General features: G+C 67.4%; 17 protein-coding genes. 12 read left to right on the plus strand and 5 right to left on the minus strand.

What is annotated here, in order from left to right:
* Positions 1 to 130: 130 nt before the first annotated feature.
* Together ACGFIF_RS16260 and ACGFIF_RS16265 are read left to right on the plus strand one after the other, a co-directional pair.
* Positions 131 to 2,098, plus strand: coding sequence for a histidine kinase (locus ACGFIF_RS16260; protein ID WP_393155170.1), 1,968 nt, complete (start codon positions 131 to 133; stop codon positions 2,096 to 2,098).
* Positions 2,086 to 2,730: a LuxR C-terminal-related transcriptional regulator gene (locus ACGFIF_RS16265; RefSeq protein WP_393155172.1), complete on the plus strand. Its 645-nt coding sequence runs from the start codon at positions 2,086 to 2,088 to the stop codon at positions 2,728 to 2,730. Before ACGFIF_RS16260 ends, ACGFIF_RS16265 begins: the two co-directional genes overlap by 13 nt.
* A gap of 3 nt (positions 2,731 to 2,733) precedes the next feature.
* Here the strand turns inward: ACGFIF_RS16265 and ACGFIF_RS16270 are convergent, their stop codons facing one another.
* Complete coding sequence (locus ACGFIF_RS16270) at positions 2,734 to 3,237, minus strand: hypothetical protein (RefSeq protein ID WP_393155174.1); 504 nt, start codon at positions 3,235 to 3,237, stop codon at positions 2,734 to 2,736.
* Between the two features lie 123 nt (positions 3,238 to 3,360).
* Here ACGFIF_RS16270 and ACGFIF_RS16275 point away from each other — a divergent pair, with 123 nt between their 5' ends.
* Positions 3,361 to 3,537: a hypothetical protein gene (locus tag ACGFIF_RS16275; protein WP_393155175.1), complete on the plus strand. Its 177-nt coding sequence runs from the start codon at positions 3,361 to 3,363 to the stop codon at positions 3,535 to 3,537.
* A gap of 20 nt (positions 3,538 to 3,557) precedes the next feature.
* Here ACGFIF_RS16275 and ACGFIF_RS16280 read toward each other — a convergent pair whose 3' ends face one another.
* Positions 3,558 to 4,046 carry a hypothetical protein gene (locus ACGFIF_RS16280; RefSeq protein ID WP_393155177.1) on the minus strand — a complete coding sequence of 163 codons (489 nt, stop codon included), beginning with the start codon at positions 4,044 to 4,046 and terminating at the stop codon, positions 3,558 to 3,560.
* A 131-nt stretch (positions 4,047 to 4,177) separates the two neighbouring features.
* Between ACGFIF_RS16280 and ACGFIF_RS16285 the strand changes: the two genes are divergently transcribed.
* The 6 genes from ACGFIF_RS16285 to ACGFIF_RS16310 all read left to right on the plus strand — a co-directional run bounded on the left by ACGFIF_RS16285 (position 4,178) and on the right by ACGFIF_RS16310 (position 12,029).
* Positions 4,178 to 4,894: a FadR/GntR family transcriptional regulator gene (locus tag ACGFIF_RS16285; protein ID WP_393155179.1), complete on the plus strand. Its 717-nt coding sequence runs from the start codon at positions 4,178 to 4,180 to the stop codon at positions 4,892 to 4,894.
* Positions 4,895 to 5,197: 303 nt separating this feature from the next.
* Positions 5,198 to 6,457 carry an ABC transporter substrate-binding protein gene (locus ACGFIF_RS16290; RefSeq protein WP_393155180.1) on the plus strand — a complete coding sequence of 420 codons (1,260 nt, stop codon included), beginning with the start codon at positions 5,198 to 5,200 and terminating at the stop codon, positions 6,455 to 6,457.
* Positions 6,457 to 7,344 carry a carbohydrate ABC transporter permease gene (locus tag ACGFIF_RS16295; RefSeq protein ID WP_393155182.1) on the plus strand — a complete coding sequence of 296 codons (888 nt, stop codon included), beginning with the start codon at positions 6,457 to 6,459 and terminating at the stop codon, positions 7,342 to 7,344. Before ACGFIF_RS16290 ends, ACGFIF_RS16295 begins: the two co-directional genes overlap by 1 nt.
* The gene (locus ACGFIF_RS16300; RefSeq protein ID WP_393155183.1) at positions 7,344 to 8,273 is read left to right on the plus strand and encodes a carbohydrate ABC transporter permease; all 930 of its coding nucleotides are present in this window, start codon (positions 7,344 to 7,346) and stop codon (positions 8,271 to 8,273) included. Before ACGFIF_RS16295 ends, ACGFIF_RS16300 begins: the two co-directional genes overlap by 1 nt.
* 23 nt (positions 8,274 to 8,296) lie before the next feature.
* The gene (locus ACGFIF_RS16305; protein WP_393155481.1) at positions 8,297 to 10,735 is read left to right on the plus strand and encodes a beta-galactosidase; all 2,439 of its coding nucleotides are present in this window, start codon (positions 8,297 to 8,299) and stop codon (positions 10,733 to 10,735) included.
* 10 nt (positions 10,736 to 10,745) lie between these two features.
* Positions 10,746 to 12,029, plus strand: a complete 1,284-nt coding sequence (locus ACGFIF_RS16310) for an ROK family protein (protein WP_393155185.1) — start codon at positions 10,746 to 10,748, stop codon at positions 12,027 to 12,029.
* Here ACGFIF_RS16310 and ACGFIF_RS16315 read toward each other — a convergent pair.
* A complete protein-coding gene (locus tag ACGFIF_RS16315) occupies positions 12,026 to 13,867 on the minus strand; it encodes an ABC transporter ATP-binding protein (RefSeq protein WP_393155187.1) in 1,842 nt (613 codons plus the stop codon). The genes ACGFIF_RS16310 and ACGFIF_RS16315 overlap by 4 nt on opposite strands.
* Positions 13,868 to 14,005: 138 nt before the next feature.
* Between ACGFIF_RS16315 and ACGFIF_RS16320 the strand changes: the two genes are divergently transcribed.
* Positions 14,006 to 14,425 carry a MarR family winged helix-turn-helix transcriptional regulator gene (locus ACGFIF_RS16320; RefSeq protein ID WP_393155189.1) on the plus strand — a complete coding sequence of 140 codons (420 nt, stop codon included), beginning with the start codon at positions 14,006 to 14,008 and terminating at the stop codon, positions 14,423 to 14,425.
* 1,253 nt (positions 14,426 to 15,678) lie between these two features.
* Positions 15,679 to 16,122: a hypothetical protein gene (locus ACGFIF_RS16325; RefSeq protein ID WP_393155190.1), complete on the plus strand. Its 444-nt coding sequence runs from the start codon at positions 15,679 to 15,681 to the stop codon at positions 16,120 to 16,122.
* Between the two features lie 532 nt (positions 16,123 to 16,654).
* Here the strand turns inward: ACGFIF_RS16325 and ACGFIF_RS16330 are convergent.
* Both ACGFIF_RS16330 and ACGFIF_RS16335 read right to left on the minus strand, forming a co-directional pair.
* The gene (locus ACGFIF_RS16330; protein WP_393155191.1) at positions 16,655 to 17,560 is read right to left on the minus strand and encodes a helix-turn-helix domain-containing protein; all 906 of its coding nucleotides are present in this window, start codon (positions 17,558 to 17,560) and stop codon (positions 16,655 to 16,657) included.
* Between the two features lie 149 nt (positions 17,561 to 17,709).
* The gene (locus tag ACGFIF_RS16335) at positions 17,710 to 18,267 is read right to left on the minus strand and encodes a hypothetical protein (protein ID WP_393155192.1); all 558 of its coding nucleotides are present in this window, start codon (positions 18,265 to 18,267) and stop codon (positions 17,710 to 17,712) included.
* Here ACGFIF_RS16335 and ACGFIF_RS16340 point away from each other — a divergent pair, their 5' ends adjacent.
* Positions 18,268 to 19,344, plus strand: coding sequence for a restriction endonuclease (locus tag ACGFIF_RS16340; protein WP_393155193.1), 1,077 nt, complete (start codon positions 18,268 to 18,270; stop codon positions 19,342 to 19,344).
* The last annotated feature ends 162 nt before the right edge of the window (positions 19,345 to 19,506 follow it).

Genomic DNA, 19,506 nt, shown 5'->3' on the forward strand with positions numbered 1-19,506 from the left:
TTCGACGGTAGGAATCCGTGGCCGCCGCGCACATCGGCGCCAGTACGATCGTTCCCGCAGTGGCTCTGCGCGGCCCGGCGTAAGTACCAGCACTGTTGGCGGCGCGGCCCGGCGCTGCCACGATGGTGGCGTGGGTGGGAGGAGCCGACGGCCGGTCCCGGCCGTGCTGTTCGGGGCGACGGTGATCACGGAGATCGCGGCGCTCGTCCTGTCCTGGCGCCTCGAACCGGTGTACGACACTCTCCTGTACGTCGTCTTCGCCCTGTCCACCGTGGGTGCCGGGGCGCTGATCGCCCAGCGCCACCCGGAGAATCCGATCGGCTGGCTGTTCTGTGGCTTCGGCCTGCTCAACGCGATCACCGCAGACCTGGCCCAAGGCTGGGGACTCCGGGCCGCCGCCGAGGGGTGGCCGGCAGGTCCGTTCGCCGAGTGGATCGTCACGATGAGCTGGCTGGTGAGCGGCTTCGGCTGGACGCTCACGTTCCTGCTCTTCCCGACCGGCAGACTGCCGGGCCCGAACTGGCGGCCGCTGCCGTGGATCGGTGCGGTCGGCCTCGTCCTGAGCACGGTCGGCTGGTCACTGAGCCCTGATCGCGGCCAGGACTTCGTGGGTGGTCGCAACCCGTGGGCGGTCGAGTCGCTGCCGACCGGCGTGCTGGTGGCGGTCGGGCTGCCATTGTTCCTCGGCTCGCTGATGGCCGCCGTTCTCTCGCTCGCCGTCCGCTTCCGGCGGTCGCGCGGTGTCGAACGCCAGCAACTCAAGTGGTTCGTGCTCGCGGCGTCGATCGCCGGTGTGGTTCTTCCGACGGTGTTCCCGCTCTGGTACGTCACCCCGGTCGCCGGCGTCCTCGCCGCGCTCGCCCTCTCCGCACTACCGTTGGCCGTCTGCGCGGCGATCCTGCGGTATCGCCTCTACGACATCGATCTGTTCATCAGCCGCACGGTCGCCTACGCCACGCTCACCGTGTTGCTCGGCGCGGCGTACGTCGTCCTGATCATTGCCCTCGGCACCTTGTTCGGCCGGGGCTCGGCCTGGGCCACGGCCGCGGCGACGGTGGTGTGCGCGATCCTGTTCCGCCCGTTGCGCGGCCGGATCCAGGACGCGGTCGACCGCCGTTTCAACCGGTCCCGGTACGACGCCCTGCACCGGATGGCCGCCTTCCTCGACGACGTCCGGTCCGGCCGGCGTCCACCCGAGGACGTGCAGACGGTCCTCCGCGAGATCCTCGCCGACCCCGGTCTGGAGCTGCTGGTCTTCCTGCCGGAGAGCCAGCGGTACGTCGACCTGGCCGGGAACACCCGCGACGAGGCCGCCGACGACCGGCACCGGATCGCGATCGAACGCGGCGACCAGCCGATCGGCATCGTTGTACACGACAGCACGGCTGAGCTCAGCCCCGAGTTGCTCCGGCGCGTGGTCGAGGGCGGCGGGCTGGCGGTCGAGATCGCCCGGTTGCGCGCGGAGCTACGGCTGCAACTGTCCGAGGTCAAGGCATCCCGGGCCCGGATCGTTGCCGCCGGCCACGCAGAGCGTCGCCGGATCGAACGCGACCTGCACGACGGCGCCCAGCAGCGGCTCGTGTCCATCGGCCTGGCGCTGCGGCACGCCCAGCACCAGCTGGGCTCGGCACCCGCTGCCGCCGGCGCGACGCTCGACAAAGCGGTCGCCGAGGTGAGTGTCGCGATCGGCGAGCTGCGGGTGCTGGCTCGCGGTCTGCCGCCAACCCAGCTGGACGCCGGTCTCGCGCCGGCGTTCCATGACCTCGCGCGCCGGGCTCCGTTGCCGGTGTCGGTCGACGTACCCGAGGAGCGATTCGACTCAGGTGTCGAGGCGGCGGCGTACTTCATCTGCTGCGAAGGGCTGACCAACGCCGTCAAGCATGCCAACGCGACGCGCGTCGATCTCACCGCCCGCCGGCGACAGCACAGCCTGCTGGTGACGGTGGTGGACGACGGTGTCGGCGGTGCGTCCGCCGGCGCGAGCACCGGTCTCAGCGGGCTGGCCGATCGGGTCGCGGCGCTCGGCGGGGACTTCCGCATCGACAGCGAGCCAGGTCGCGGGACGACGCTCACCGCGGAGCTGCCATGCGGATCGTGATCGCGGAGGACCAGGTGCTGCTGCGCGAAGGGTTGAAGATGCTCTTCGTCGACGGCGGGCACGAGGTGGTCGCGACACTGGGTGACGCCGATGGGTTGCTTGCGGCTGTGGCGACGTACCAGCCGGATCTCGTGGTGGCGGACATCCGGATGCCGCCGACGTTCAGCGACGAAGGGGCGCGGGCGGCGGAGGCGGTGAAGAGTGCGCATCCGGACGTCGGCGTACTGCTGTTGTCCCAGCACATCGAGACGACGCATGTGGTTGGTCTCGTGTCGCTGGGCGGATTCGGTTACCTGCTGAAGGATCGGGTGCTCGACGTCGGCGAGTTCCTGGCGTCGGCCGAGCGGGTTGCCCGTGGTGGATCGGCCCTGGATCCGCAGGTCGTGGCCGGGCTGGTCGCTCGGCGTGGGGACAGCGATCCGCTGGCTGTGTTGACCGATCGGGAACGGCACGTGCTCGAGTTGATGGCCGAGGGTCTCACGAACAGCGGGATCGCGCGGCGGCTGTTCCTCAGTGAACGTACGGTCGAAGCGCACGTCCGGCATGTGTTCACCAAGCTCGCGCTCCCCGAGTCCGAGGACGGTCATCGCCGCGTGCTCGCCGTACTGACCCATCTCAGCGCGGCGCGATAGGGCTCACTCCAGGCCGAGGTCCTGCAGGACGTCTGCCACCGGTCGTCCGGGCGGGGCCGCGCTGGTGAGGCCGCGGATGCAGCCGGTCATGACCATGCGGAAGTACGCACTGTTGATCTGGGGGAGCTCAGCGTGGGCGGCCGCGAGTACTTCGTCCGTGGCCAGGAGTGCGTAGACCTTCTCGAGCTCACGGGTGTGCTGACCCTCGTGGTACGGGCGATGGCGTTCCTCCGCGGCGGTGAGGTTTGATCGCGAGCGAGGCGACCGTGCCGACATCACCACAGCCCCGGCCGGGCTGTACCCGCGCCGGCCGAGGGCCGCGATCGCCTCACGCTGCAGTCGTACGCCGGAAGCACCCCGCGGGAACAGCGATTGCATGTACGACGCCAGCCCGGGGTGATCGAGGGTGAACGAGCGGAGCTGCTGTGCGAACGAGAGCAGATGCGCCTCGATGTCCTCGAGCGTGATCTGCGCCTGCCGGCCACCGGTCTTCGGCCTGCCTGCCACGACCCTACCTTGATGAGTGACGGCGGCCGACGACGCGTAACGGCTCGTATCTAAGTTAGTACCATAACTTAGGGCGGTAAGCGCATCTTCCTGGTCGCCGGCACCAGCCCGGGCGGCGACCCGATGAACTACAGCCAGGAGAACCAGGTGCTGGCCGGGCACCGCGAGTTCCGCGCCGCCCTGGACGCGGCCGGCATCCCGCACGAGTGGCGCGAGGAGCCGGGCGGCCACGAGATCCGCGGGCCGAAGTTCGCCGAGGACATCGACGGCATCGTCGCCCACCTCCGCAAGGCGGGCTGACCCGAGCCGGCGCCGCGCCCTCAGTGGCGCGGCACCCGCTTGCGCCTGACCTGGTCGACCACGATCAGAACGGTGCCGAGGGCACCGAACAGGGCGAACGAGCCGAGCGCCGCGAAGGCCGGGCCGAGGAAGGTCCCGGCGGTGTGGCGGCGACCGGCGAAGTAGGTCGCGTTCTGGTCGGTGCAGCTGACCTCGACCGTCTGCGCGGGCACCTCCTCGACCGAGTGGGCGACCACGTAGTACACGTCGCCGGCGTCGTCGAACTGCTCGGACCGCGATGGTTCCTCCAGTGCGATCGCGGTGCCGCTCGCGTCCTTCGCCGTACAGGTCTGACCGGCGCCGCGTTCCGACGCGAAGATCGTCAACCCGGTCCCGTCGAGCGCGACCGGGCCGTTGCCGATCGGTGTCGGCGCCCCGGGGATGCTGCGGACCAGTTGTACGCCGAAGTACCCACTCACCACGAACGCCACCACGAAACAGCCGATCCCGACCCAACCCAGTTTCCGCATCCGCGAAGGCTAGTCGATTGAGCCCACCGCCCCGGGGAACCGGCAGGAACCTCCTTGCTCTCGGTGCCCTCGGGCAGGTCCGCGACGGTGTCTGCGTGTTGTCCCCGGCGCCACCGGGAGACAATGGGCGAATGAGTAGTCCAGCCGGTGGCTCGCAGACCGATGTGGTCGTCCAAGGCATCAAACAGATGATCGTGGACGGCACCCTGAAGGCCGGCGACAAACTGCCGATCGAGAAGGTCCTCGGCGAGTCGCTCGGCGTCTCCCGCGGCCCGCTGCGTGAGGCCGTCCGTGCCTTGTCGATCATGGGGGTGCTGGAGACCAGGCAGGGCGACGGTACGTACGTCACCGCGCTCGACCCCTCGTTGCTGCTGGCCCCGATGGGCTTCGTCGTCGACCTGCAGAACCGCAGCGGCGCTCACCATCTGCACGCCGTACGACGCATGCTCGAGACCGAGGCGGCCGCGCAGGCCGCCAGTCGCATCACCTCGGAGGCGCTGCAAGCGGCCGAGGCCGCACTCGATCGCGCCGAGGCCGAGCTCACGCGTGCCGGGGGACCGGACCACGAGGCGATCATCGACAGCGACATCGCCTTCCACCGGTTGATCGCCGAGGCGTCCGGCAACCCGGTGCTCGAGGCTCTGATCGAGGCGCTCAGCGGTCGCACCGTGCGCGGCCGGCTGTGGCGTTCGATCAGCCAAACGGGTGCCGACGAGGCAACCCACGCCGAACACCGCGCCATCCTGGCGGCCCTCGCCGACCACGACGCCGACCGCGCCCGGGCCCGGATGGCCGCGCACCTCTTCGCGGTCGAGGACTACCTCCGCGACCGTCCACCCGCTCTCTGACGCCTGCCTCCGCACCCGCGCGTCGCGCCGCCTGAGCCCGCCCCCGCGCCCACGCGTCGCGCCGCCTGATGCCTGTTTCCGCGCCCGCGCGCCCGCCCGCGAGCGGCTGCCGCAGTACGCCGCGGGGCGGAGGTCACGGTTTGGGTTTCTGCGGTTCAAGGTCTTGTCAGTGGTTATTCCAATGGTTAGTTTAACCGCCACTTGAACCCAAGGGTGCCGCCAGAGTCGCCCTGCCGCCGGGTTCGCAAGGCTTGGAGGAACACGATGGACGGGACGCAGCTTTCGCGTCGGGGTTTTCTCGGAATGGGTCTGGCCGCGGGCGTCATCACGCTGACCGCGTGCGGATCGGACAGTGACGACAAGGGTTCTACGTCGGGTAACGCCACCGCCGCCAACCTGGTGATGACGGTGTGGGGCGGGGAGAACGACAAGACGACGTACCAGAAGCGGATCGACCTGCTGGTCAAGAAGTTCCCCGAACTGAAGGTGACGCTGCAGCTGATCCCGAACGACGGGTACGCGCAGAAGGTCCAGACGATGATTGCCGGGGGCAAGGGCCCGGACATCATGCAGGTGGCCGAGAGCGTCAACGTCTACTCGAGCAAGAACCAGATCCAGCCGCTGGACGAGCTGGCCTCGAAGGCCGGGATCGACCTGGAGAAGCGGTTCGGCTCGATCGGCAAGCTGTACTCGTACCAGGACAAGGTCTACGCGATCCCGGACCGCTCCGGCGCGATGATCGTCTTCTACAACAAGACGCTGTTCGATGCCAAGGGCATCAAGGCGCCGAGTGCGGACTGGACCTGGGACGACGCGCTCAGCGCGTTCAAGGAGCTGACCGTTCCGGGCAAGCAGTGGGGTTACGCAGGTTCCGGCTGGTGGGCGCAGTGGTGGAGCTTCGTGTACCAGAACGGCGGCAAGATCATCGACGACAGCGGCAAGCCCGCGGTCGCCAGCGACGAGGTGATCGAGGCGCTCCAGTGGGCCGGTGACCTGATCTTCAAGCACGGCGTCGTACCCACCCAGAAGCAGTACGCCGACATGGGCGCCGACGTCGGCGGGGACGCGGCGTTCGCCAACGGCAAGGTGGCGGTCAACACCACCGGGTTCTGGGGGATCAGCGGCCTGACCAAGTCCAAGATCGAGTGGGACATCGCCCCGCTGTGGAAGGGCAAGGAGCAGGCGGTGACCGCGTTCGGCAGCGGCCTGGCCGTCTCCCGGACCGCGAAGAACCCCGAGGCGGCCTTGAAGGCGATCGACTTCCTCACCTCGCCGGAGGCACAGCAGCAGATCATCGCCACCGGCCAGGACGTGCCGGCCAACATCGAGGTGCAGAAGAGCGAGGCGTTCCTGAAGCCGGCCTGGATGACCAAGCCGGTGAACATGGACGTGTTCGGCGAGTCCAGTGACTTCGTCTACCGGGCGCCGTTCATCCCGGCCTGGAACGAGATGCAGAAGGCGTTCGACGACGGGCTGGCCGACTTCTGGCTGGGCAAGCAGGACGCGCGGACCGCGCTGACCGCGATCCAGAAGCGGCTCGAGACCATCGTCAAGCCGGGCTGATGTCGAGGTTGCGCCGCCGCGAGGCGTTGTGGTTCTACCTGTTCGCGTCGCCGTGGATCATCGGCTTCGTCGTGTTCCTGCTCGGACCGATGATCGCCTCGATCTACTTCTCGCTGACCGACTGGGACTCGTTCACCCCGCCGAAGTTCGTCGGGCTGGAGAACTACACCCGGCTGCTGACCGAGGACCCGGTGTTCTGGAAGGCGTTGTGGAACACGTTCTACTACGCCGCGATCTCGGTCCCGCTCGGGCTCGGGATCGGCCTGTGGCTGGCGAACCTGCTGAACAAGCAGGTTCGCCTCCGCAAGGTGTTCCGGACGCTGATCTACCTGCCGACGCTGGTACCGCTGGTCGCGACGGCGATGATCTTCAAGATGGTGCTCGCGCCGTCGGGTCCGGTGAACGACGTGCTCGGGGTGTTCGGCATCCCGGGCCCGTCGTGGCTGCTGGAAGCGATCTGGGTGAAACCGGCGCTGATCCTGCTGTCCGTGTGGGGTGCCGGCGGGGCGACCGTACTGTTGCTCGCGGCCATGAAGGGCATCCCGCGGGAGCTCTACGAGGCGGCCGAGGTGGACGGCGCGGGACCGTTCCGGCAGTTCTGGAGCATCACCTTCCCGCAGTTGACCCCGATCATCTTCTTCAACCTGATCATGGGGCTGATCGGGGCGTTCCAGGTGTTCTCCCAGGTCTACATCCTGACCAAGGGCGGGCCGAACAACGCCAGCCAGATGATGGTCCCGATGCTGTTCGACGAGGCGTTCTCCTTCTACCACATGGGGTACGCGTCGGCGCTGTCGTGGCTGTTGTTCGCCGTCATCCTGGTGTTCACGCTGCTCGCCTTCCGCACCGCCCGGCGCTGGGTGTTCTACGAGACCGAGGTGAAGTGATGGCCACCGTCATCTCCGCTGCCGCACCGCCGCAGCAGGAGCCGCACCCCGAGCCGGAGCGGACCCCGGGCAAGGAACGGATCCTCAGGGTGTTCCGGGCGACGCCGTTCAGCTATGCCACCTTGATCATCGTGTCCGCGGTGCTGTCCGTACCGCTGGTGTTCGTGGTGTCGATCGCGCTGTCCAGCGACCAGACCGTGAACGCGAACACCTTCACGATCCTCCCGCGCGAGTTCCACTGGGAGAACTTCACCCGGGTGTTCAGCACCGACCTGCCGATGCAGCGATTCCTGCTGAACTCGGTCATCATCTCGACCGGTGCGGTGATCGGGCAGGTGCTGTCCAGCGGCCTGGTCGGCTACGCGTTCGCGCGGTTGCGGGCCCCGGGCAAGAACGCCCTGTTCATCATCGTGCTGGCGACCATGATGATCCCGGCCCAGATCACGATGATCCCGCAGTTCATCCTGTTCAAGGAGCTCGGCTGGGTGAACACCTACCTGCCGCTGATCGTGCCGAACTTCTTCTCCAACGCGTTCAACGTCTTCCTGGTCCGGCAGTTCGTGTCCCGGCTGCCGAGTGAGATCGACGAGGCCGCGATGGTGGACGGCCTCGGCTTCTTCGGCATCTACCGCCGGATCATGCTGCCGATGCTCAGCCCGGTGCTGATCGCGATCGGCATCTTCACGCTGACCGCGACCTGGGGCGACTTCATGGGTCCGTTGATCTACCTCAACGACGAGACCAAGATGCCGCTCGCACTGGGCGTGCAGTACATCACCAGTACGTCGGCGGCACTGCAAGCACCACCGTGGAACCTGGTCATGGTCGGGTCGATCCTGCTCACCCTGCCGATGATCCTGGTCTACTACCTGGGACAGCGGTACCTGTACGAGATGGACATCAGCGGCGGCAGCGCGGGGGTCAAGTGAACGCAGTGTCAACGGCAGTGTCAATGGATGCTCGCGGCATCCGGATCGATGGGCAGCCACAGGTCGTGCTGTGTGCGTCGCTGTTCTACTTCCGGTTGCCCCGGGAGCAGTGGCGGGCACGGCTCGACCAGGTCAAGGCGTCGGGCTACACGTGTGTGGACGTGTACCTGCCGTGGAACTTCCACGAGTTGGCGCCGGGCCGCTGGTCGTTCGACGGCCGGCGCGACGTGGCCGCGTTCCTCGATCTCGCACACGAGGCCGGGTTGCACGTCATCGCCCGGCCCGGTCCGTACATCTGTTCGGAGTGGGACGGCGGTGCGTTGCCGGCCTGGCTCGGTCTCGATCCCTCGTTGCAGGTGCGCCAGAACGAACCCCGCTTCCTCGCGGGGGTGTCGGAATGGTTCGACCAGGTGCTGCCGATCCTCGCGGCCCGTCAGTACGGCGCCGGTGGCGCGATCGTCATGGTCCAGCTGGAGAACGAGCTCGATTTCTTCGACTGCGAGGACCGCACCGGCTACATCACCGCGCTGCGCGACCAGGCCGTTGCCCACGGCATCACGGTGCCGTTGATCGCCTGCGCCGGTCAGGGTGATCTGTTCGGTGCCACCGGCAACGTGCAGGACGTCGTACCCGCGTGCAACTTCTACCCGAACGACGACTCGCCGCACATTGAGGCAGAGGTACGGCGGTATGCCGAACTGCTCGCGGATCGCGGGTTGCCGTTGCTGATCACCGAGACGAACCGGCGGCACCGGACGCTGCGACGGTTGCTGGCCAGTGGTGCGTCGCTGATCGCGCCGTACCTGCAGGCGTCGGGGTGGAACTTCGGCTACACGCCGTCGAGCGGCAACTGGGGTCAGCCCGGCAACTTCATGAGCCACGGATACGACTTCGGTGGTTACGTGTCGTCGACGGGGACCGAGCGGCCCGAGTACGCCGAGGCGCAGGTGTTGGCGCGTGTCCTGGATGCGCTGGGATCGCGGTTGGCGCTCGCGACGTCGGCCGGGTCCGTCGAGATCCGGGCCGACTTCCCGACCACCTCGTCGCCGTCGGTGCTCGACCTCGACGGTGGCGGGCAGCTGGTCGCCGTACCGAACCTCGGTACGACGGATGGCCGGGCGATCGTCAATGGTGTCTCCGTCGCGGTCGCGGCGGACTCGTGTCCGTTGATGCTGGTCGGCTTGCCGCTGCGGGACAAGACGTTGACGCTGGCCTCCGCCGATCTGGTCGAGCTGTCGGACGACGGGTTGACCTTCTCGTCCAAGGTTCCGGTCACTGTTGTCATCGGCAACACACCGGTGGAGATCGCTGTCGGCGGCAGCCTGGTCGTGGACGGGGTGCCGGTCAGCGTGGAGGCGCCGGCGGACGTCGTGCCGCCGGAGCAGACGGCTCCGCGCGACGTGACTGCTGTCCGGCGACGGGAGGCTCAGGCTCCGGGCAAGCCGGCCGGTACGCATGAGCTTCCGCCGACGTTGGAGTCGCTCGGGGTCTATCGAGGCCGCGGGACCTACACGGCGACGGCCGATCTGACCGGTGTCGACGAACTGCTCCTCGTCGGGGCGTCCGACATTGTGGATCTGTCGGTCGGTGGGCGGGTTCAAACGCTTGCTGGTTTCGGTGCCACGGAACGGATCGACGTCCGTGAGCTCACCGGCGACATTCACGCGACGGTGGAGATCTGGGGGCACGCGAACTTCGACGACGCGCGCCTGCCATCGCTCAAGCTCGGCGCTCTGCGGGGCCTCGGCTCGCTGTGGACGATTGTCGACACCGAGGATTTCTCCGCGTTGTGGACGGTGGAGGGTCACTGGGCGGGCGAGCCGGCACCGCTGCGCGGCCTCACCGGCTGGAGCAGCACCCGCGTCGGTACGCCGATCACGTACACCCGCCGCGTCGACTCCTCGTCGTCGACCGCGCTCCACCTGAAGGGCGTCCGCGAGCCGGTCAGCGTGACGGTCGGCGACGGCGAGCCGGTGACGGTCCACACCGAGAACCCGTGGGTGCTGTTGCCCGCCGGGACCAAGCAGGTCTCGGTGACCGTGCCGCACCACCCGAGTGGTGGCGGTCTCCGCGCCGAGCTGCTCACTGTGCAGCCGGTGACCGACTGGACGTGCGCCGTACAGGATGACGAACTGCTGACCGCCTTCGCTCAGCAGCGAGGTCCTGGGGTTGAGGTCGAGCTGCCGCTGACTCTCGAGCCGGGGGAGGAGGTCTGGCTCGACGTACAGCTTCCAACGTTGCAGAATGGATCGGTTGTCCGGCCCGAGGGCACGCAGGTGCGCGTCACCGGCTGGGCTTCGGGGGAGTGCATCGGGCGGGTCTGGACCGGCGAGCGTCCGGCCTTCTCCGGTGGTGATCCCGACGTACTGTGGATTCCGCCGGGATGGTCGGGACTGACGCTGCTGGTCAGGGGCGTCGACGGTCCGGGCACTCCGGAGCTACGCACGCTGCGAGTTGATTGAGGGGGCAAGGTTGCCGAGGCAGACGTCTCGTGATCTGCGCAACGAGAGCCGGTTCGAGGTCCTGCATGCGCTGTTCTCGCTCGGTCCGTCGACCCGGCAGGAGATCGCGAAGCACACGGGGCTGAGTACGGCGACCGTCGCCACCCTGGTGACCCAGTTCCTGGCCGAGGGCGTGCTGCGGATCGCGACGGTCGAGCAGAACACGGTCGGCCGCCCGTACGAGCGGCTCAGCATCGATCCCGACCGCGGCCGCATCATCGGGATCGACGTGGCCGAGACGTACGTCGACGCGACCGTGTACGACGTCACCCTCGGCCCGCTCGGCCAGAGCGAGGTCGCCCTGGACGAGCACGAGAACGACCCGGCGTACGTCGTCGACGGCATCGTCCGCGCGATCAAGGCGGCGGTCGAGGCCAGCGACACCCGGCGCGACCACATCATCGGCGCCGGCGTGAGCATGCCCGGCCAGGTCCGCCCGGACGCCGGGGTCTCGGTGTTCGCGCCGAACTGGGACTGGCACGACGTCAAGATCGAGGAACTGCTCGAGGAACGCCTCGGCATGCCGGTGTACGTCGACAACCCGCTGAAGGCGGTCGCACTGTCGGAGATGTGGTTCGGGGTCGGCCGGGAGACGAAGACGATGGCCGTGGTCAACCTCGGCACCGGTGTCGGCGCGGGGATCGCGATCGACGGTTCGCTGCTGCGCGGGGCAGCCAACAACGCGGGCGAGTGGGGTCACACCCTGCTGCAGTTGGACGGCCGGCAGTGCCGGTGCGGCCGACGCGGCTGCGTCGAGGCCTATCTCGGGGTCCACGGCCTGGAGATGTCGCTGGCGGAGATCGATCCGGATCATCCGGCGCTCCGGCAGCCGTTGCAGCGCGGGTTCGTCGACGCCGTGGCCGAAGGACTCGCCAGTGACGACCCGGCGTTGCTGGAGCTAGCCCGTCGTACGTCGCACTACCTGGCGGCGTCGCTCGGTGACCTGGTCAATCTGCTGAACATCTCGCATGTGACCCTCACCGGGTGGACCACCAAGGCACTGGCTCAGTGGCTGCTTCCCGCCGTACGGGATGAACTGCCTGAGCATGTGCTGCCGGGCTCGCTGCCGGGGCTGACTGTCGAGGCGTCGCGCGTCCCGGGCAACGCGGTGGCGCTCGGGATGGCGACGTTCACGCTGGAGCAGTTCCTGGGTGCGCTGGGGCTGGCCAGTCCGGCGAGCGCGCCGGGCACCCGCCGCCGGCTGCGCGCACCCGCCAACGCGAAGGCCGGCGTCAAGGCCAAGGCCAAGGCTTAGGCGGCCTTCTCGAACTGGGTGGTGTAGAGCTCGGCGTACAGGCCGCCGGCGGCGAGCAGTTCGTCGTGGGTGCCGCGTTCGCGGATCCGGCCGTCGTCCAGGACGAGGATCGTGTCCGCGTTGCGGATTGTCGACAATCGGTGGGCGATGACCAGCGACGTACGCCCGGTCAGGGCGTTCGCGAGCGCGGCCTGAACGGCGGCCTCCGACTCCGAGTCGAGGTGCGCGGTGGCCTCGTCGAGGATCACGATCGACGGCGCCTTGAGCAGCAGCCGGGCGATCGCGAGCCGCTGCCGTTCGCCGCCGGACAACCGGTAGCCGCGGTCGCCGACCACTGTGTCGAGGCCGTCGGGCAGGCTGTTGATCAGCGGCGCGATCTGGGCCGCTTCCAATGCTGCGCGGAGGTCGGCCTCGGTGGCGTCCGGGCGGGCCAGCAACAGGTTGGAGCGGATCGTGTCGTGGTACATGTGCGAATCCTGCGTCACTACGCCGATCACGGATCGCAGTGAGCGCTGGGTGACCTCGCGGACGTCGTGGCCGCCGACCAGCAAGGCTCCGCCGGTCACGTCGTACATCCGGGAGACCAGCGACGCGAGGGTCGTCTTGCCGGCGCCGGACGGGCCGACGACGGCGACCAGTTGACCGGGCTCGACGGTGAAGCTGACGTCCTTGAGCACTTCCTCGCCGGTCTCGGCGGACAGGGTCGCGACGGACTCGAGCGAGGCGAGGGACACGTCCGCGGCCGACGGGTAGTGGAAGGACACGTGCTCGAACTCGATCGACGGCTCGACCGTTGCCGGGAGCTCCTTCGCGTCCTTGCGGTCGGCAACCATCGGCGGGAGGTCGAGCACCTCGAGCACGCGCTCGAAGCTGACCAGCGTCGTCATCACGTCGACCTGGATGTTGGACAGTGCGGTGAGCGGGCCGTAGAGCCGGTTGAGGTAGGCGGTCAGTGCGACGACCGTACCGATCCCGAGTGCGCCCTGGACGGCGAACACACCGCCGACGCCGTACACGAGAGCCACGGCGAGCGCGGCGACGAGGGTGAGCGAGACGCGGAAGATCCCGGCGTACATTGCGGTGGTGACGCCGATGTCGCGGACCCGCGACGCCTTGCCGGCGAAATCCTTCGACGAGTCCTCGGTCCGCCCGAACACCTTCGCCAGTACGGCGCCGGCGACGTTGAACCGCTCGGTCATCGTCTGGGCCATCGTCGCGTTCAGGCGGTACGTCTCGGCGGTTGCCTCACGCAACCGGCCGGCGATCAGTCTTGCGGGCAGGATGAACAGCGGCAGCAGGACCAGCGCGAGCAGGGTGATCTGCCACGACATCACGAACATGGCGGCGAGGACGAGGGCGACGCTGAGCAGGTTGCTGACCACGTTCGACAGGGTCGAGGTGAAGGCCTGCTGGGCGCCGAGGACGTCACCGTTCAGGCGCTGGATCAGCGCGCCGGTCTGGGTCCGGCTGAAGAACGCGACCGGCAACTGCTGGACGTGGTCGAACACCTGGGTGCGCAGGTCGTACACGAGACCTTCGCCGATCCGCGCGGAGAACCAGCGCTCGGCCAGCGTGATCGTGCCGGCGAAGACCGCCAGCAGTGCGACGACGAGTGACAGCCAGACGACCACCTGGGTGTCGCCGGGGACGATGCCGCGGTCGATGATCTCGCGGAACAGCAGCGGGGTGGCGGCGCCGCTGGCCGCGTCGATCGCGACCAGGACCAGGAAGACGGCCAGATAGCGGCGGTAGGGGACGGCGAACTTGAGGATCCGGCGCAAGGTGCCGGCGGACAGTTTGCGGTTGCGGACCGAGGAGTCCTTCAGCAGCGATCGCATCGCGCGACCACCGCCGCCTCCTCCGCCCGGGAGCCCTGAGATCTGTGACATAGGAGCCTTTCGCTCGGGGAGCAGATATACTGAGGTTAGCTCACTATGAGCTAAACTCACAAGATGACTACCGACTAGGCTCTGCTCGTGCCCGCACCGGAAGACACCGCTGAACAGATCGCAGCGCTCCTCGACGGCCTCGTCCGCCGCCAGCGCCGCGCATCGAAGGCGGACCTCGACGTCACCCACGGACAGCTGCGGGTCCTGCGCACCCTCGACAACGCCGACCGCGCCCTCCGGCTCAGCGAGCTCGCCAACCAACTCGGCATCGTCCCGCGATCGGCGACCTCGGTGGTTGACGACCTGGAAGCGGCCGGCCTGGTCGCCCGCAAACCCGACCCGGACGACCGGCGCGCGACGCTGGTCGACCTCACGCCGGCTGGGGCGAAAGTCCTTGCCACCATCCGGCGCCTCCGGCGCGACGCCATGGTCTCCCTGGTCGAACGGCTCGAAGCCGGCGAGCAGGCCGAGTTGCTGCGCCTGCTGACTCGGCTGTCTGACGAGTAGCCCTCGCAGCCTGCTTCGCGCGCTCCTCCGTCGCGTGCTTCGCCGGCAGCCCCGCCCGCCCTCTAGAGCCTTGGTCAAGCCACCACTGGTCGACTTGAGCCTGCGCAGCTTCGAGATCCGCCTTCTAACATCGCCAGTCCCCTCAGTTACGCACCACGAATAGCACCACGCTTGACCTGCATAGGAGGCCGAGAATGTGCGAAATTCCGCTGGCCCGTGGGGCTGAGGCGCGCGCATTGCGCTGAGTGGAATTTCGCGCCACCGATCACGCTGCTCGGCGGGCGTCAGGTGCAGCAGTGGCGACGGCCAGCACGCCTGAGGCCTCCGGCCCTCGGGATCGAAGTTCAGCGAGGAAAGATGGAGCGCATTTGAGGTTCGACGGGCATGAACTCGGCTGATCGAGCCACACTACGGCGATCCACTGCGCCTCGGCAGGAGGATTTGGGACGTCCCAGTGGATCGTCCATGTCCCGTCGGTCCTCGCTGTGGTGGTTGGGGACACCAACCACGCGTCGCCAGCCAATCGGGGGGTCGCATCGGAGTCAGGCGGTGGCCGCCGGGCAACGACGAAGATCCATGAAGCCTTCCTAGGCATGTTCCGTGCGGTGCCTGTGAACTCGTAGCGCCGGCCTGGCGGAGGCGGCAATGGCCTTTCGGACCAGGAGGTAATGGCGATCTCGGGCCCGTCCGGGGCCGACTTGCTCGATGTGGATTCGGACGGTTCCACCGCACTTGGCTGTGTGCCGCCTTGACCTGCGAGCCCGATGAAGGCAACCGCGATGCTCGCAAGCGCGGCGACCGCCGCGGCCAACAACGCCTGCCAGCTCTCCAGGTGCCGTCTCTTTGTATGAGCCTTCGTCGCCTTCGCCATAGCTTCCGACCCCCGGGCCCCGCCCTTGTGAGAGATGCCTCCCCTTCAGGCATTGTCTCTCAACGCCCGAGCTTCTGCGGGGGCTTTCGGAAGGTCACTTGGCGACGATGACAACGCCCCGGATATGGCGTGTGCTGCAGATCAAGGCCGGCGCGGACCCGGACTGCGGGCGGCGCTCGGCACTGTCCACGCCGGATCCCACCAACACGACACTTCGCCGGCCACTCAATCCAACTACCGATGACCGAGTGTCTGGCGCATAACCGCTGGCTAGCCCGTCGCCCGCGGCGCCTGTCGTACAGCCACCACGGCCCACATGAAGCGCGCTGGAGGCGTCCGTACTCCACCTAGACCGGGACCGAGGCCCGCGAGAGGATGACTCATGGAAACCGCGGCCCTGATCGTTGCGATTGTTGCCCTTGCGGTGAGCCTGAGCGCGTTCGTCTTTGAGCTGATCAGTCGACGACGTCAGTTACTGCTCACGATCTACGACAAGCTCCTGGAGACCGAACAGCAACGCGGAAGACGTCTGGTATATGAACTGGCGGAGTCTGGAACTTCATATGAGAGTCTGGATGAATCGTCGCGTGACTGTGTCAATCACGCTCTGTCGACGCTCAACGTTCTTGGGTTCCTCTACGAACGTCGGTATGTGCCGCGCCATGACTCTCTCTTGCTTTGGGGTCCTGCAGCATCACGTGCTCGCCGCTCCGCGCAGATCTGTGGATTCCTAGATTATTGGGACAAGAAGTCCGAAGGGCCCGTCGCGCCATACCTCAGAAAATTCGCAGCAGCTGCTGAGAGCATTGATAACAGGTCCTCGTGAGAACTCAAATCGCACGAGGACAGCTGCACCCAGCGCAACTAGCCCTGACCAGGAGGATGCCTCGGACTCTCCGTGCCGAGCGGTAGGACTCAGCCGGATTCTCGCACTGCATGGCTTGGCCCGACATACTAAGCGGTGTCAGGAAGCTTGCGAAGTCGGGCCAGTGGGTCCGGCGTGGCTCGCACCCACCAGATCGCGACGATGTCGGCTCGGCCTTCCGCAGTGTGAGCACCGGCTTCGCGACGAATCGTAGGGTTCAGCTGTCGCCTGTGTCTTGAGTCATCACATCGGTGCCCCAATCGAGCCTGCGACGCGCGGTTCTGAGATCTGTGGCCCGGTTGCGCCCGCTGTCGATGCAACGGGGCCTCGGGCGAGTCCGAACAGTCGGCAGCCTGCGCTTCGTACGTCAATAGCAGAACCGCGGCCGGCCCATGCGCCTCAACTCGCGTCTCCTCGATGCTGGGTGGGCTGCAGGCGAAGCACGCGACGAGGAGCGCGCGTAGCAGGCTGCGAGAGCTGCTCCCTCCGACAACTAACGGTTGCTCATCCACCGGATCGGGTCACCGCTGTCGAGGTCGGTGAAACCCTCGTCGGCCAAGGCGCCGGCGACCAAAATGCGGCGATGGGCCGCGAACGTGAGCACATGTCCGATCACCGCCCCGAACGTGTAGATCTCGACCGTCTCACCCGGGCAGACGATCAGTTCATCCAGCCGCCCTTCGTCGCAGACCGAGCGCACCTGTTCCAGGAACTCGGGACCAGCCACGGCCAGCTGACTGCGCAGCTCGGCAATCGATGGCTGCTCCTCGGCGCCGAACTCGTAGGGTCGACCGGCGATCGCCGCGCTCCACATCTCCAACTGCGTCACCAGTCGCGCGAGCAGTCGCCGTACCGTCGGATCGTCGTCGACGCCTTCGACGGACAGCTCGATCGGTGCGTCGAGCCTTTCGGCGGGCAGTGTCGCGGCCCGCGTCATCAGCTCGCCCACGAACCACACGTGGTGCTCGACCATCCGGGTCAGGATGTCCATCGAACTCACCTTCTTCCTGGCCGGTACGCGAATCCCGGCCGGTGGATGGAAGTGGACGCCGCTCGGCGCCCCGACCTGCAACCGCGTCGGCTGCCGCCGCCACGCAGCCGGCGCGACCCCGTAGGTCCGGGTGAAGGCGCGAGTGAACGACTCGTGCGTCCCATACCCAGCCTCAACAGCAACATCGAGGATCGACGACGTTGTCGTCAGCAACCGGTACGCCGCCCGCTCCAACAGCACCCGCCGCCGCAACCGCCCCGGCGACTCACCCGCCGCAGCCGCCACCACCCGATCCAAATGAAACCGCGACAACCCGACCCGCCGCGCCAGCTCCTCTCCGTCAACATCGGCGTCGTCCAGCGCCCCGGCCACCACGCCGAGAAAAGCGTCGAACGCGTCGATCCCCATCACCCCATCGTGCCAAGGTGACCGCCGTCCGCGCTTGACCGGAATTGCTCCAAACCCCGGCACACGGAGACGCGCCGGGACTTCTGCGTTGGCAGAGAGTCGACACCTACAGTGAGATTGCGGACTAGCTGAGTCACCGAACGTTTGATTCAGGGGGAGCGATGGGGCGTCGCAGAGGTTTCTTCGCCGAGCTGGAACATCAGCGAAACCTGCAGCAGCGGCAGGCCGCCCGCGAGCAGAAGGAACGTGAGCGCCTCGTGGCCCAAGCGCGCCGGGAGGGAGAGCGCCTGGCCCGGGAGGCGGAACGGGCCGACAAGCAGGCTGCCAGGGAGGCGGCGGCAAGGTACCTCCAGGCAAGGCAGGCCGAGGTCAACGCATTGAACAGTGACCTGACCGCACGCATCGGCGAGCTTGAGTCGGTTCTCGTCAGCAGCCTTCACCGGTCGGCTCGAGTCCCCTTCGCCGCGCTCCGGAGGACTCCGGAGCTTCCTCGCTTCGAGCCCGGTCCGCTGGCCACACCGATACCGCCGCCGATCTGGGAACAGTTCGCTCCTACGCTGGCGGGCGCCGTGCAGCGGATGTTCAAGAAGCAACAGCTCGAGCGTGCCGCGTTGGAGGCGCGAGCCAGGTTCGAACAGGCCCAGGCACGGCATCAGGCCGATGAGGTCAACCGGCAGCAGCGTCTCAGACAAGCTGAGCAGCGACACATGGCTGAAGTTGCCGCCGCCCGGCGCCGGGCTGATGAGGCCAACGCGAAGGTCGACGCGTTCGAACAGGCCTACAAGAAGCGGCAGCCGGAAGCGGTGAACGACTACTTGGAGTTGACGCTCGAATCGCGGACGCTCCCGACCGGTGTTCCTGCTGATGTGGAGGTTGCCTATCAGCCGGACATTCATCGGCTCCTTGTGGTGATGGAGCTTCCGGGCGTCGACGTCATCCCGCCGGAGATTGAGCATCGCTACGTTCGGGCGAAGGATGAGATCGCTGCGAAGCCCCGGCCGGCACGAGAGATCAACCAGCGCTACAGCGATCTGGTCGCCCAACTGGTGCTCCGCACCATGCGGGACGTGTTCGATGTCGCAAGCAAGGATCTCGTCAGCGAGGTTGCTGTCAGCGCGCATGTCTCCACCCGGAATCGGGCCACCGGCAAACCCGAGCAACCCTGCCTGATCAGCCTGATCACAACCCGCGAACAGTTCGGCGATCTGGTGCTGACGGACCTGGATCCAGGCCAGTGTCTCCGCCATCTGAACGCTTTGGTCTCCAAGCATCCTTGGGATCTCGAGGCCGTTCGCCCGGTCTTCGATCCGGACCTGTCCCGGTACAAGTTCGTCGATGCACATGATGCCGCGTCCGGTCTGGACAGTCGACGCGTCCTTCTCGACCTCGACCCCACCGAGTTCGAGCACCTCGTTCGGCAGTTGTTCGAGGCGATGGGACTGAAGTCGTGGGTGACCCAGGCTTCCCGTGACGATGGAGTGGACGGCGTCGCCGTGAACGAGGATCCGATCATGGGCGGTGTCTGTGTCATCCAGGCCAAGCGATACCGCGGGGTCGTCTCTACCGAGGCTGTTCGAGCTCTCGCGGGCGTGATGGGTCAGTTGAAGGCGAGCCGGGGAGTTCTGGTCACCACTTCGTGGTTCGGCAAGCAGTCCCACGAGTTCGCCACCGAACACGGCCGGATTCAGTTGATCGAAGGCACCCACCTCAAGCACATGCTGCAAGAGCACCTCGGCCTCGACGTCGTCATCGGCGAACTCAAGGGCGGGCTCAGACGATCTTGAGCGAGTGAGAACGTGGTGCCGAAGCCCTGGAAGCTCAACTGATTCAAGGCGGCTGGCGTGGTCGTTGCGGCTCCTGACCAGTGCACATCTGCAGTCGATCGGTGACCCGCAACACAGTCGGCTCCGGGCACCACGCCGGCCTGCGATCACCCGTGGTCGATT

It is taken from the genome of Kribbella sp. NPDC049174, assembly GCF_043197365.1.
Classification (GTDB): domain Bacteria; phylum Actinomycetota; class Actinomycetes; order Propionibacteriales; family Kribbellaceae; genus Kribbella.

Coding starts and splice junctions, on each gene's coding strand:
- ACGFIF_RS16325 (WP_393155190.1), top strand. CDS start 15,679: ATGGAAACCGCGGCCCTGATCGTTGCGATTGTTGCCCTTGCGGTGAGC.
- ACGFIF_RS16300 (WP_393155183.1), top strand. CDS start 7,344: ATGGCCACCGTCATCTCCGCTGCCGCACCGCCGCAGCAGGAGCCGCAC.
- ACGFIF_RS16315 (WP_393155187.1), bottom strand. CDS start 13,867: ATGCGATCGCTGCTGAAGGACTCCTCGGTCCGCAACCGCAAACTGTCC.
- ACGFIF_RS16280 (WP_393155177.1), bottom strand. CDS start 4,046: ATGCGGAAACTGGGTTGGGTCGGGATCGGCTGTTTCGTGGTGGCGTTC.
- ACGFIF_RS16295 (WP_393155182.1), top strand. CDS start 6,457: ATGTCGAGGTTGCGCCGCCGCGAGGCGTTGTGGTTCTACCTGTTCGCG.
- ACGFIF_RS16305 (WP_393155481.1), top strand. CDS start 8,297: ATGGATGCTCGCGGCATCCGGATCGATGGGCAGCCACAGGTCGTGCTG.
- ACGFIF_RS16330 (WP_393155191.1), bottom strand. CDS start 17,560: ATGGGGATCGACGCGTTCGACGCTTTTCTCGGCGTGGTGGCCGGGGCG.
- ACGFIF_RS16275 (WP_393155175.1), top strand. CDS start 3,361: ATGAACTACAGCCAGGAGAACCAGGTGCTGGCCGGGCACCGCGAGTTC.
- ACGFIF_RS16290 (WP_393155180.1), top strand. CDS start 5,198: ATGGGTCTGGCCGCGGGCGTCATCACGCTGACCGCGTGCGGATCGGAC.
- ACGFIF_RS16340 (WP_393155193.1), top strand. CDS start 18,268: ATGGCTGAAGTTGCCGCCGCCCGGCGCCGGGCTGATGAGGCCAACGCG.
- ACGFIF_RS16265 (WP_393155172.1), top strand. CDS start 2,086: ATGCGGATCGTGATCGCGGAGGACCAGGTGCTGCTGCGCGAAGGGTTG.
- ACGFIF_RS16285 (WP_393155179.1), top strand. CDS start 4,178: ATGAGTAGTCCAGCCGGTGGCTCGCAGACCGATGTGGTCGTCCAAGGC.